10 protein-coding genes are annotated in these 14,267 nt (G+C 35.1%); 1 reads left to right on the forward strand and 9 read right to left on the reverse strand.

All coding sequences use genetic code 11. The features are described from left to right. Positions 1–504: 504 nt before the first annotated feature. From A6I66_RS00005 to A6I66_RS00020, 4 genes are all read right to left on the reverse strand, one after another. Positions 505–1,821 carry a TolC family protein gene (locus tag A6I66_RS00005; protein WP_067145546.1) on the reverse strand — a complete coding sequence of 439 codons (1,317 nt, stop codon included), beginning with the start codon at positions 1,819–1,821 and terminating at the stop codon, positions 505–507. Then, on the reverse strand, positions 1,811–5,008 hold the full coding sequence (locus A6I66_RS00010; RefSeq protein WP_067144595.1) for an efflux RND transporter permease subunit: 3,198 nt from the start codon (positions 5,006–5,008) through the stop codon (positions 1,811–1,813). Before A6I66_RS00010 ends, A6I66_RS00005 begins: the two co-directional genes overlap by 11 nt. Then, complete coding sequence (locus tag A6I66_RS00015; RefSeq protein WP_067145548.1) at positions 5,008–6,141, reverse strand: efflux RND transporter periplasmic adaptor subunit; 1,134 nt, start codon at positions 6,139–6,141, stop codon at positions 5,008–5,010. The genes A6I66_RS00010 and A6I66_RS00015 overlap by 1 nt, the downstream gene beginning before the upstream one ends. A 75-nt stretch (positions 6,142–6,216) precedes the next feature. Continuing rightward, on the reverse strand, positions 6,217–8,130 hold the full coding sequence (locus A6I66_RS00020) for an ABC-F family ATP-binding cassette domain-containing protein (protein WP_067144597.1): 1,914 nt from the start codon (positions 8,128–8,130) through the stop codon (positions 6,217–6,219). 86 nt (positions 8,131–8,216) lie between these two features. Here A6I66_RS00020 and A6I66_RS00025 point away from each other — a divergent pair, with 86 nt between their 5' ends. Further along, positions 8,217–8,603: a DUF983 domain-containing protein gene (locus tag A6I66_RS00025; protein ID WP_067144599.1), complete on the forward strand. Its 387-nt coding sequence runs from the start codon at positions 8,217–8,219 to the stop codon at positions 8,601–8,603. Positions 8,604–8,782: 179 nt separating this feature from the next. On the opposite strand, the gene A6I66_RS00030 is transcribed toward A6I66_RS00025, so the two are convergent. The 5 genes from A6I66_RS00030 to porL all read right to left on the reverse strand — a co-directional run bounded on the left by A6I66_RS00030 (position 8,783) and on the right by porL (position 14,245). Continuing rightward, positions 8,783–9,853: an NAD(P)/FAD-dependent oxidoreductase gene (locus tag A6I66_RS00030; RefSeq protein WP_245683407.1), complete on the reverse strand. Its 1,071-nt coding sequence runs from the start codon at positions 9,851–9,853 to the stop codon at positions 8,783–8,785. A 128-nt stretch (positions 9,854–9,981) separates the two neighbouring features. Next, the gene (locus tag A6I66_RS00035; protein ID WP_067144605.1) at positions 9,982–10,788 is read right to left on the reverse strand and encodes a hypothetical protein; all 807 of its coding nucleotides are present in this window, start codon (positions 10,786–10,788) and stop codon (positions 9,982–9,984) included. Between the two features lie 158 nt (positions 10,789–10,946). Next, positions 10,947–11,837, reverse strand: coding sequence for a type IX secretion system ring subunit PorN/GldN (porN, locus tag A6I66_RS00040; RefSeq protein WP_067145550.1), 891 nt, complete (start codon positions 11,835–11,837; stop codon positions 10,947–10,949). A gap of 153 nt (positions 11,838–11,990) precedes the next feature. Next, positions 11,991–13,553, reverse strand: coding sequence for a type IX secretion system motor protein PorM/GldM (gene porM, locus A6I66_RS00045; RefSeq protein ID WP_067144607.1), 1,563 nt, complete (start codon positions 13,551–13,553; stop codon positions 11,991–11,993). Between the two features lie 53 nt (positions 13,554–13,606). Next, entirely contained in the window at positions 13,607–14,245 is a 639-nt protein-coding gene (gene porL / locus A6I66_RS00050) for a type IX secretion system motor protein PorL/GldL (RefSeq protein ID WP_067144609.1), read from the reverse strand. Positions 14,246–14,267: the final 22 nt, after the last annotated feature.

The following is a 14,267-nucleotide window of genomic DNA, read 5'->3' on the forward strand; positions in this document are numbered from 1 at the left end:
TATTTACACTTCAAACTTTTGACTATTGACTATCTCTAAACACCCCCAAACCCCCTCAAGGGGGAAATGAGTTTCGTTTCCAATTCGGCAGATTGGAGTAAATTAAAACAAATCCTTTATCTATTGATTGGTTTGACCGATGAAACGTTGTGTGCCGAGTTCAAACTTTTAACTTCTAATATCTAACTTCTACCTTGGATAGCCCTCTGACAAGCTTAAGATGACAACCGTTATTAGGCTTCAGCTGGAAACCAAACCAAAAAAACATGAAGTCCCCTCTTATTATAATAATGAAATACCTATGATAAAACTTAACGCGGGGACTTCCGCCGAAAGGCTAATAAAAGTCTATATGCTAACTTTCACAAAAAAAGAAAGGTTATATAAAGATTAAGCATCCTTATATAACCTTATATTTTTGAATGCCACTTTACCTAATATATAGGTTAATGACAAAATTGCTTGCCTCTCCCCTGTAATAAAGATTTAGGCAGTAGTCATTCTTTAAAATTCTACATTTAAAAGTTCACCACTGATTTGTAGCATTTCTAATTCGGCAATTTTAGCCAGGTACTTGGCTTTGTTTCTATTGAGTTCTGCATTTAATAAATTGAGTTGCGCCTGACGAAACTCAATAGAATTGACTTGTCCCAATTTGAATTTCTCTTGTGTACGATCGAAGTTGTTTTGTGAAGTTCGGATGTTATCTTCTTCCAATCGAAATATATTTAATCGGTTGTGATAGTTATCCCAAGCATTATTAAAGTCGCGCTCTAATGTAAGGAGCAACTGTTCCTTTTGAAGTTTTTGGGTTTCTAAATTAATTTTAGCATTCTTCACTCTGGTTATCGTGTTACCGCCATCGAACAGGTTCCAACTCAGGTTAACTCCTCCTGACAATCCAGTTGTAGTAGAAACCGATACAAATGATGCGGCATTATTATCGCTTTTATTCCAACCATAACTACCTATTAAACCTACTGTAGGCAAAAAGGCCGATTTCTCGGAATTTATCCCCAGCTCGCTAATGTCTATATTTTTATTGGCTTGTAGAATACTTATGTTGTTTGCTATGGCTTTTTGCTTAAGCGCTTCCTTATCGTAAATGGTATTAAAACCGATATTGGTGTCAACATCAAATTCATGGGACACAGCGTTACCTAATACCAAGTTTAGGTCTCTTTTATAATTTCTAAGCTGCTGCCTGGTATTTAACACCGTAATACTATCATTATTGATATCTACTTCGGCGTTAAGAACATCGAGTTTTGTGTTTTGTCCGTACTCAAATTGATATTGGGATCTCTTTAGTCGATCTTTAGAAATTTCGAAAGTTTGAGTAATGGCATTATAATTATCGGCAATCTCGGCAACATTATAATATATGGTAAACAATTGCATGACCGTATTTTCTATAGTAGCACGCACTTCAAGCTCGGTTAACGCTTTAGTTTCTTTTAGGCGTTTGTAATTATATGAGCGACCTAGCCCATCAAACAACACATAATTTAAATCTACAGAGGCATTATATCGAGAACTTTCGGCCCCTTTAAGTTCGGTAACCCTGCCATCTGAAAACTCGGCTTCGGTATTATCTCTGTTAATGTTGGCACCTGCATTTCCTGTTAATGTAGGTAGGTAACCCGAATTTAATATGTCTGCATTATTATTTGCTATTTCTAGATCTTTATTAACTAATTTAATTCCATAGTTATTTTCCAAAGCTAAGCTCACAGCTTTTTCCTGGGTCAGGACTTCTTGAGCTACTAGCGATGCCTGTGTAAATAATAGGAAAGTAGCAATAATGGTTTTAATGTGCATTTTCTTCATTTTGCTCTTTAATCGCGCGTTCAACTTCTTCTTTTGTAACTTTTTTACCTGTTGCTAACCATTTGGTATGTCTTTTAATATCATTACTAAAGGATAAAAACAATGGTAATACTAATAAGGTTAAAATGGTAGCGTAACCAATTCCGAAGGAAATGGAAATAGCCATAGGTTTTAAAAACTGTGCTTGTCTACTTTTTTCTAATAGTAATGGCGCTAAACCAGCTATGGTGGTTAATGAGGTTAGGAAGATGGCTCTAAATCTTGACTTGCCAGCTTCAGACAAGGCATCATCAAAGGCCATACCTTCTCTCAAATTACTATTAAATTTACCAATTAACACTAAGCCATCGTTTACCATGATCCCTATTAAGGCAATGATACCTAAAAGAGAAAGCACATTTACAGGGAATCCTAACAACCAGTGCCCCCAACCTACGGCTGTTAAACTAAAGGGTACTAATAGTATTAACAACAATGGCTGACTATAGCTTCTAAAGGTGAAAGCTATGGTGATATAAATAAGTAATAATATGGGAATTCCTGCTTTAGTTAATGACGATGATAATTTATTGGCTTCTCTTTTTTGACCTTCATAGGAAGTTGATATGGTAGGATATTGAGACTGAATGGTAGGAATTATATTGGCTTTAATATCGTCAAGAATATCTGTAGAACTCGTACTAGGGTCTTTTAAATCGGCCGACACTTGAATTTCACGTTGTCCAGATAAGTGATTAATGGCTACATCACCACGTTCGATGGTATAACTTGCAATATCTTTTAAAGTCACTCGGCTTCCTGAAGGCGTAACGATTCGCATATCGTCTAAATTATTTATAGATTCTCTATTAGAACGATCGTATCGCACCCAAACGCGAATTTCATCTTGACCACGTTGAAAGCGTTGTGCTTGAGCACCAAAAAATCCTGCTCGAACTTGATCCATAACGGTTCTTAAATCCAGATCTAATAAGTAAGCACTTTCTTTGAGTTCTAAACGAATCTCTTTGATACCTGCCGGGTCATTATCTTCAATATCTTTTAATAAAGGGTTTTCTTGAAGCGCATTTTTTAATGCCACTTTCGCTCCTTTTAAATCATCGATATTATTACTTAATAACGAAACAGAAACCGGACTACCACCAAAATTACCTCCTGAACCAAAAATTAAACGCTCGGTACCTATAATAGGTCCCACCAATTCTCTTAAACGGTTGGCGACCAAACTAGCACTAATGGCATCTGGACGCTCTTCACCAGGAAGCATATTTAATTGCAAACTGGCACTGGAGGAACTGTTTAGTTTTAGAATGGTATTTTCAAACAACTCTTTATCTGTACCCTCTAAATACTTTTCGGTAAATTCTTTATTTACTATGAATGCCTTTTGTTCAATCATTGATATAATAGAATCCGTGATTTTCACATTGGTTCCGTTAGGCATATCGAGTTCTACGCTTACACGATCACTCGCAATAGAAGGAAAGATGGTCATACCTATAATACCACCTCCAATAGCTCCGAAGGTTAAAACTAAAATGGCTACAAAAATACCAAGCGATAACACCTTAAATTCTAACACAAAATCGAAAACAGGACTGTAAACCTTATCTCTTAGAAAAGCCATAAACTTATCCCCTAGCCTATTGATGCCTCGCATTTTGGCAAAAAATAGTTTTATTTTTGAAGGATTTTCTTCTTCAACCGGTTTCATTAAAGCTTTAGAATGTGCCAAGTGAGCCGGAAGAATAATTAGGGCTTCTACTAGAGAAACTACTAAAGTTAAAATAACGATAACAGAGACTTCACCAAAAAACTCACCAATTCTACTGTCTAAAAACAGAAATAATGAAAAGGCCAATAACGTTGTTATGATGGCAGATACTACAGGAGGAATCACTTCCATAGTACCATCGATGGCTGCTTGCACAGGAGATTTTCCTTTTTCGTAATGCTGATAAATATTTTCGGCAATAACAATACCGTCATCAACCAAGATACCTATTACGATAATCATCCCAAAAAGGGATAGTACATTAATGGTGACATCAAACTGACCAGCAAAAATAAACATCCCCAAGAAAGAAACCGGCAAACCAAAAGCAACCCAGAAAGCTAAACGTGTATTTAAAAACAACGATAAAAACGCCAAAACAAGTAGCATCCCAACAATAGCATTCTCGGTTAATAACTGCGTACGTTGCTTTAGTGTGATCGATCGATCTTGAACAACATTAAGTCTCACATTATTATGACTTTGGTTATAGCCTTCTATATATTCATTAACCCTATCGGCAGAAGATATTAAATCTTCATTATTCGTACTGGTAACTGTGACATTGACTGCTAGATCTTCATTAAAGAATGTAGCGTTAGGGGTTTCAGAAAAACGATCACGAATGATAGCTACATCTTTAAGTCTAACTGTTTTCCCTTCATTTGTAGCCTTAACTACAATGTTAGACAATTCGTCGCCATAATAGGAGCGGTTGTTTGCACGAATTAAATATTCTTCGGCATCTGTTTTTATATTCCCACCTGTCACCAATATATTAGAAGCGCTTACGGCCTGAGATACATCAGAAAAACTAATATCATAAGCCAATAAGCTACTTTCGTTTACGGCTATTTCTATTTCTTCTTCCGGGTAACCAGTCACTTCAATTTGTGAAATACCAGGTATGGCTCTTAAATCATTTTCTACCTGCCTCCCTATTTGTTTTAACGTGGCTAGTGGCACATTTTTTCCGCTTAACGCGAAAGAGATTGTTTCACGAACTTCCTCGCGTTTAGCTACAATTAGAGGTTCCATGCCAACGGGGAACGACGGAACACGATCTACCGCATTTTTAACCTCCAAAAGCATGAAGTCTATATTTTCACCCTTTTCAATTTCTACGGTTATGGTTCCACTATTTTCTTTGGATACCGAAGTCACACGATCTAAGCCTCGAAGGCCTTTAAGATTATCTTCGATTTTTAAAACGACACCCTCTTCAATCTCTTGAGGTGAAGCTCCAGGGTATGTGATATTAACCGTTATGATTTTAGAATCTACTAAAGGGAAAAAGGACGATTTAAGTGAATACAATCCAATAACACCAAACACAAAAAACGCTAAAAGAAACACATTAACAGCAACGTGGTACTTAATAAAATAAGCTATTAGTTTCCTCATTACTCAGCGTCTTTTTTAGATGTTACTTCTTTAAATGGTTTTACTAGCATCCCAGCATATGCGCCTGGAACATTTTTTTGTAGTATCACGGTTCCATCTGGAATATTTTTTAAAACCACGGTAGTTTCAGAAAAATGAACAGGTTTTACAGGTATGGTTCCTAAAATGCTATCGCGTACCACAAAAACTTCATCATTTTCTAATAATAAGTTCCTATCAATCTCAATGGCATTTTCTTCTTCCTTAGCATCAATTTGGGCTTCTAAATACATACCCTCTTTTAAGGTTTTGTCGGCCACATCAATATAAGCTGTAATGGTTTGAGTCGTGGCATCAATACTTCCGTTTACACGGGAAACAAAACCTTTATAGGTTTCTGTTTCATCTAAACTATTTAAAACAACAGGTTCACCAACTTTTAATAGGCTTGCATAATTTTCACTTAGTGCAACTTCCATCTCGTAAACCGACGGATCAATAAACGCGCCTAATTTTTGTCCGTTACGAACTAAGGAGCCTTCAGTTACTAAAGCTTCCGTTAAGATTCCTGTAAAAGGTGCTGGAATTTTGAATTTTAATAAACGCTGTTCTAAATTTTTAACATTATAGTAGCTCGTTACAATACCACGACCTGTGATGAAGTAATTTTCTGTATCTGATGAAATTTCAGGAAGTACAGGTGTCGTCTTGTTTAAGTCGAAGCCATTTAAATAGTTTTGCCATTTCTGATACACCTTAGGAAAATCTAAGCGTAAATCGGGCATAATGGAAGACACCAAACTATAAAGACTACTTTTTGCCGATTGTACACTGGCATAATGCTCTTGTGCATCAATACTTATTAAAGTCTGTCCTTTTTTATAGGTTTGCCCAGGTTTAAATAACACTCGTGAAGGTTTAAAAATCCCTTCCACTTCAGCATACAATTCAACACGTTGCTTGGCAACTAAGCTGCCCGTAGCTGGAATGATAATTTTTACGGTTGTATTCTTTACTGTATCGGTAAAAACCGTTTTAATAATCTTTTCTTTTACAGGCTTTGGCTTGTTTTTACTCGCAATTAATTTTTGAGCTCCAAAGAAGGAAAGGGCAATAAGTAAAACGCCTATTACAGAAAGTATAATTTTTCGCATTATCAATATTTTAGCGGTGTAGTCGCCAAAATTACCCATTACTTTTCCGCGAAAAGTTAAAAAAAGCTTAAAAAGTTACAACTCGAAAGTATCAATCTCCATGTGTATGGCTTCCCACTTCTCTACAAGCGCTTCTAAATCCGTTTTCTTTTTCTGATAGTTATCAAAAAAGTTAGGTTGCGATGTGGTTTCTTCGTAATTCACCTCAAGTTCAAGATCAATGGCTTTAATATCTCGTTCTAACTGATTGATTTTAGATTCGACATTACTCAGCTTATTATTTAAAGACTTGAGTTTCTTTTGATCTTCGTAAGAATGCTGTTTTTTCTCCTTTGGCGCTTCGGTTTTAACCACGGTGCGCTTTTCAACTTCTCTTAAACTTTCTACTTGACGCTGCTCTAAGTAAAAATCAATATCACCCAAATACTCCTTAAGTTTATGATCTTTAAATTCGTAAACTACATTGGTTAAACCTTGTAGAAAATCACGATCGTGAGATACTAAAATTAAAGTCCCTTCAAAACGTTTTAAAGCATCCTTCAAGACATTTTTAGATTTAATATCAAGGTGGTTGGTAGGCTCATCCATAATCAAAACATTGAATGGTTGCAGCATCAATTTGGCTAAGGCTAAACGGTTTCGTTCACCCCCAGAAAGTACGCGCACATATTTATCGGCTTCTTCACCACGAAATAAAAAGGATCCTAAAATATCACGTACCTTACTTCTATTAGTTTCATTAGCGGCATCAACCATGGTATCATAAACGGTTTTATTTCCGTCAAGGTACTCAGCTTGATTTTGGGCGAAATATCCAATTTGAACATTATGCCCAAGCTTTAAATGTCCGTTATATTTCACATCACCAACCATAATTTTGGCTAATGTTGACTTTCCTTGTCCGTTTTGACCAACAAAAGCAGTTTTACTATCACGTTCAATCAATAAGTCAATATTCTTTAAAACCTGATTATCGCCATAGCTTTTAGAAACGCCTTCAGCCTCAACAACCACTTTCCCTGGCGTAATAGATACCGGGAAATTAAGCGTCATCACACTATTATCATCCTCATCAACTTCAATTCTATCAATTTTATCCAGCTTTTTAATTAAGGATTGTGCCATAGTCGCTTTAGAAGCTTTAGCACGAAACTTTTCAATTAACTTTTCGGTTTGCTCAATTTGCTTTTGCTGATTTTTCTGCGAAGCCAGTTGTTGGGTTCTCAGTTCTTCACGCAATACCAAAAATTGTGAATAAGGTTTTGGGTAATCGTAAATACGTCCTAATGAAATTTCGATAGTTCGGTTTGTAACGTTATCTAAAAACATTTTATCGTGAGACACAATGGCCACGGCACCCGAATAATTTCTTAAAAACCCTTCCAACCAAATAATAGATTCAATATCGAGGTGGTTGGTAGGCTCATCAAGAAGTAATATATCGTTATTCTGAAGTAATAATTTCGCCAATTCAATACGCATTCGCCATCCACCAGAAAAAGTATCGGTTAACTTATCGAAGTCTTCACGCTTAAAACCTAAACCTTGAAGTATTTTTTCGGTATCACCTTGGTAGTTATAACCTCCTAAAATCTCATACTGGTGTTGAAGCTCGTTGATATCGACCATTAATTGATGATAACCTTCACTTTCATAATCGGTACGCTCTGCCATTTCATTGTTAACGGCAGCCATTTTAGCTTCAACTTCTTTAATCTCAGTAAAAGCCTCATAGGATTCTTCTAGAACAGTTCTCCCTAAAATAAAATCGATGTCCTGCTTTAAAAATCCTATTTTAAGATCTTTATCGGCCGCAATTTGTCCGGTATCAGGCTCCATTTCTTTCGATAAGATTTTAAGCATTGTCGATTTACCGGCACCATTTTTCCCTATTAACCCTATACGATCACCATTACCCAGTTTGAATGTAATATCTTCAAACAGGTATTCCCCTTGAAATGAAATCGATAAATTATGAATGTTCATCATAGAAATGTAACTTTTATCACAAGTGTTATATGTTTAATACGCTATTTTTGTCTTGCGATTGAAGCCGCAAAAATACATTAAATTATATGTTTAAAAAAGGATCTAAATTATATAGTATTTTCACAGGAGCCTGTCCGAAATGTCATGGAGAATCTATGTTTAAAAACACAAATCCTTACATCCTCTCGGAAGCCTTGGATATGCATGAAAAATGCTCACATTGTCATACCAAATACAAAATAGAGCCTTCGTTTTTCTACGGTTCCATGTACGTAAGCTACGCTGTAGGTATTGCTTTTGCAGTGGCTGCTTTTGTTATCGCTTTTTTTGTGTTTAACGCTGGAGTAAATGCTATTTTCATATCCATAGTCATCACGTTAATTGTATGTATGCCTATAATTTTAAGGCTTTCCCGAAACATATGGATTAATATTTTTATGCACTACGATAAGACGATTACTAAGGAAAATTAAGATTTTGGCGTTACCACAAGGGTCGGGCTTTATTCACTGTTTTCTAAATTAAATTAAAGAGCTCATGAATATAAATATTTCGGCAGTCGCTTTTTTTTGAGAAAAACAAAAAAAGAGCTTCAACAAATGCCTCAATCCCTCACGCAAGCATCTACTAATCTGTAACAACACCTTTCTATTTAAGCCATCAAATCTTGAAATCTTTTAATATCAATATCGTCTTCTAAAGGAGTCTGGTATTCTATAAAGTCATACAACTGCTTTGCTACATAAGGACCTATCATAACGCCTCGGGTGCCAAGTCCGTTTAAAACATAAAGATTTTTAAATTGGGGGTGTTGTCCCACCAAAGGGCGACGGTCTTTCACTGTAGGTCGAACCCCTGCAACTTGATTAACGACTTCAAACGGACAATCAATCAGTTTTTTTAATTTTGATAAAAGTTCTGTTCGAGCCTTATCGGAAGTTTTATTTGTTAAATCTTTCCACTCATAAGTTGCCCCTACGATATAGTGATCATTATCCAATGGAATTAGAAACACTCCTGCTTTTAGTACATAATTAATTTTAAGTTCTGGAGCATGAATAATAAGTAACTCCCCTTTTGCTGGAACTAAAGGTAGGAAGTTAAAAAAAGTGTTTTCTTTAATACCAAAGCCTTCCGAGAAAACAATGTGTTTCGCTTGAATCTCCTTATACCGTATCGAATCGGGGTTGTTAATGAGCAAATCATAGTCAAAACCTTCTTCAATAAACAGGTCTTCTTCTTTTAACTTTTGTTGGTAAGTATCTACAAGCGTCTTAACATCGATTCGTCCTGTATCTAACACTTCACCAAAACCAAAAGGTGCATCAATAGCCGCATTTGAATTTTTAATCACTTTAGGAGAAAGCCATTTAGAAAGTAAAGGCTTATCACAGGCCAAGAACCAATTGTTTTGTTCTTCCAATGAAGCAAACTTACGGTACACAGGAATTTTATAATCCAATTTAACGCTTAGCTTTTCTTCTAACTGCTGATAAAAAGGTAATGCTAAGGCTAACTGCTCATCACTTTTCCAAACCGAGGTAAAGCGTTTTAAAACAACTGGATTGTATAATCCACCTGCAACTGCAGATGACTTTTGTGACCCATTGTCTAACACAACGAAGCTCTTCCCTTGAGCACTTAACAATTCACAGAAACAAATGCCTGCAATACCAGTACCTACAACTATATAATCAACTTTCATACTTACAAAATTACGCATCTTAAAAAGATATATCTAACTAAGTAATAAGTTAAATTAAAGCTGAAATCAAAATCTATAAAAACGAAAATCTCAGGCCATAAAGCCTGAGATTTTATATACTACGCAGCAGCAAATGACCTGCTGTGTTATTTCATGAACTGCACATTAACACCTGTTAATACTTGAAATACAGGTTGAACACCTTCTACATAAATAGAATACTGTGGCTCTACATACATATTAAACACGGTACTACCCATTTTTACAACTTTACCAATACCCAAAGCAATAGGCACTGAATAAGCCTCCTTTTTAAAGTCTAATACCCAAATTGGAGCACCTCTTAAATAAGTTCCTTTACCTAATTGCCAAAAATAAAATGGTTGTATAGCAGCCAAACTGGTTGCTGCTCTATCTTCATCTCCTGCAAATGAAGCCTGCCATGTTATTAAACCACCAAATTGAAAAATTGGGGACTTAGCCACGAACGCTACAAAGGCAAAACCTCCTTGCCATTTCCCAGCTCCTAGGACATCATCAGAAGCCGTTGGCGCGGTCACAGATGGACCAATACCCATAGTTGTTGTTGCGTTAGAAACAAAATTATAAGATAAAAAGGCATTAAAATCACCTGTACCACTAGTGGTGTTCACAACTCCGTTGGTGTTAGGCATTCCTAAAGAAGAAAAAGGCATAGATGCTCTTAGTAACAGCTTCCCTTTAGAAATTGGTTTAGCAAAACGAACCCAAGTTGTATTCATAAAAGCTGCATCGGGTGCTTCAGCTAATTTAGGGAAATAATAATTTTGAAAGCTAACTGCTGTCATATTAGCTAGTGGGTTATTAGCTTGAGCAGCACTCGCACTTGCATCTTTAGGAACAGAGGCTTCTTGACCACAAGCTAAAGTTGTACCAATTAAAAAGCAAAACAGAGCTATTGTAATTTTTTTCATAATTTCAGTGTAAGGATTAATAAAGTAAAGTTAATAAATATCCCGTAGGCATATTAAATAATGATTGATATTTTAAACTAATCAATTATGAATTCATTAAAATAAAAAAACGCCTACTTTAAAAGTAGGCGTTTTTAATATTATCTTTAAGATAGAAATTAGTAAGTCCACATATCTAACTCAAAATCTCTAATCTTATCTTTAATTCTTTGTGATTCTAACAATTGCATTAAAGCGTTATCTGATACATACTCCGAAATTGCTCTATCGCCTTGTACATTCTCTTCTCTATAAATATAACCGTGGAAACGACGTGCATTTAATACATGATCGAAAGAAAAAGGTATAGAACTATTTTCATTGTTAAAAGATTTCGCTTCGTGTAAAACGTCTCTAGCATCAGGGAAGAATACCCAAAATAATTCAACTAAATCTGGTTGATCGGTATCAATAAAGTTAACATCCGGAGCCACAGGAGCAATACCTAATAAACGGTATTTCATTTCAGCTTGACGTTTGTCAAAATACCACAATCCTTTAATATGGTACTCTTTAATATCAGCAGCTGTAAGATCTCTTCTGTTAATATACTCAGCAGATAATTCTTCACCAGCATTAATTTGCTCGATACCCAATTCAGTAGTATCAACCATCGCTAATGACGCTTCAATATCTTTAAGGGTTCTTTTTGTTGTAAAATAAGAATCACTGTAAATATTTTCAATATCACCATTTTGAATGCTCTTCATAAGCACATCGTATAACGAACGTCTATCATGTCCGATATTATTCGTGTCGATTGGGTAATATAAAGGGAAATTTGCACGTTCATCAAGAACAATCTTTTCCCAAACCATTTTTGAAAATAAGATATCTCTATCATCAACATAGCCATATTCCAAAGGTTTATCGTTATCTACAGCTTTTTGACTTTCTGTTCTAACACCAATTTCATCAGGGCTTTTTGCATTTAATATATTCGCCTGAGCAAATATATTAGAGACTGTAAAAACAGCTACAAGGGTTAATAAAAAATTTCTTAATTTCATCTGCTTATATTTATTATTTCTAATGGTATTATAAAACATCCGCATGGTTTCCGTTGCAAGCAACATCATCTTTACGGATGTTATATATTGTACTTATTTACCTTAAATACTTAATGTATTAACGATAAGTTCTGTTATATTATTATAGAACTCTTAGTTTGTAAGCTCAATAAACACTGGAGATACTTTCTTAAGTATTACACTTACTCCAGTTGCTTTAGCTTCAATGTCAAATATTTGAACACCAGAACCACGTTTAGCACGTGCTAAAGCTTGTTGTGCTCTACTATCTAACTTGTTTCCATTAACATTAATGGTTGGTTGTCCAGGCACTTTAAATTTAAATCCTGTAACACGTAAAGGTAATTCGAAATCGAAATCATCAAACTTAGCTCCAATAGTAGAAATTTTCAAACTATTACGTTGCATTTTGATAGATCCGTCTTCACCTCTAACAGTACCTGTTGGTTTTGGTAAATCTTTAATTCTAAATTTAGCTTTATCTCCAACTTTAGTACCATCTGGTAAAGTACCAGTAACATTAATAGTTACTTCTCTACCTTGAATACGCGTCGCATCCATAACATATGAACTTCCAGATTTTCTAGATAAACCAGAGGCACTAGCATTTACTTTATTGTCAGGGATACCTGCAAATGAAATCGTCATAGGGTTTTTAACACCTCTATATACAACATTCATTTTATCAGCAGAAATAGTCGCTGAATTTGGTTTAGAAACTGTTGCGAAAGATGAATTTACAGGTACTTCAATTTCTTCACCATCTTGAGCGAAAATTAATTTACCTTCAATTTTGTGCTCTCCTACATTACCCGTACCAATTTTTAATTTCACTTTACCTTCTTCAATAACGTATTGATCTTCAGTAAGTGCTTTTCCGTCTAAAGTTAACTCTACACGTGTTGGTTTAGTAGATGCATCTTTACGACCAAGAACAATGTTTCCATCAAATTCCTCACCATTAAAGTAAGCTGATTTTGATGTTTCCATTAACGTCGTATAGTTTGTCATAGATACCTCGCTAGAAAGTGTCCCTTGTAACATTGTAGATAAAACTTCAGATTCTGTAGTTTTAATATCTGCCTGTAGTTGCGTCATTTTAGTTAATGAAGCTACTAAAGGGAATCCTTTATAGTGGTAATCTAACCAGTTTACTTCTAAACCATCTCTGTTAGTTACAGGATCTGTATTAAATTCTGCTTGCACATCTTTAATAACAGACTCCATACCTTTTTCATCTTTCAAAAGGTTTACAACACCATCTCTAAAAGTTGCTATTTGGTTTAAAAACTCTTTACCATCTTCTTTGATTTTATCTCCTTGGAAGAAGTTTTCATCAAGGTAATCACCTTTATCCATGATCTCATAATCTGTAGGATCATCAATTTTAGCGGTCATTTTACCTTTTAATTCTGATAAATAATCATCAAAGTTTTTTGCTAAGGCGTCAATTTGAACCGCTTTAGCTTTTAATGGTTCGTATTTTTCTGGTTGATCTGTAGCTTTCTGCTCTAAACTTGCCATAAAACTGTTGTTTTGAACAGTATTGGACACATTAGATTTTGTAAGCTTTTCGTTCATTAATCCGAAGGCTGAAAGCACTTCTTTTGACATATTTAAAGCTAGCATCGCTATAAATATTAAATACATCAGATTAATCATTTTCTGTCTAGGTGATAAATTTCCTCCTGCCATGTTTATTAATTAGGTCTTGATTAATTATTTTAATTCGAGATTAATTCCCCTAATTATTTACTCATTGCAGATAACATCCCACCGTAAACTCCATTTAAAGAAGATAAGTTAGATGCTAAAGCTTGCATTTGCTCTTTTAACTTAGCTGCATTTTCTACAGACTCTTGGTTGATAGTAGCTTGTTTGTTTACACTTTCTAATTGTACTTTATATAAGCTGTTTAAAGACTCCATTTGAGCAGCTGCTAAAGACATTTCTTCTCCGTACTTTTTAGTAGCTTGAATAGAATCAACTGTTGGGCTGATGTTTTTAGCTGCACCTTCGAAGTTCTTAATGCTGTTACCTAAGCTAGAGATTAATTCACCATCAATTTTAGCTTCTTTTAATAAATCATCTAATTTTTTAGATAATAATCCTTGTGCGTCTTGTTTTGCTTCAGCTTTATCTGCTTTAGCTCCACCTGCTAATTCTGGGTATACTAAAGCCCAATCTAAATCTTCATCAACTGGTTCGAATGCTGATAATGCGAAAATAATTGCTTCAGTAACAAGACCAATTGTTAACATCACGTTACCTGTTAATGGTCCGATTTCGAAGTGAATAATTTTGAATAATGCTCCAACGATTACGATTGCGGCACCTAATCCGTATGCCATATTCATAAATTTCTTGCTTGCTTTTGACTTTGCCATAATGTTCGGTTTTAAATTTTTA

The sequence above is a fragment of the Pseudotamlana agarivorans genome, assembly GCF_001642835.1.
GTDB classification, from domain to species: Bacteria; Bacteroidota; Bacteroidia; order Flavobacteriales; family Flavobacteriaceae; genus Pseudotamlana; species Pseudotamlana agarivorans.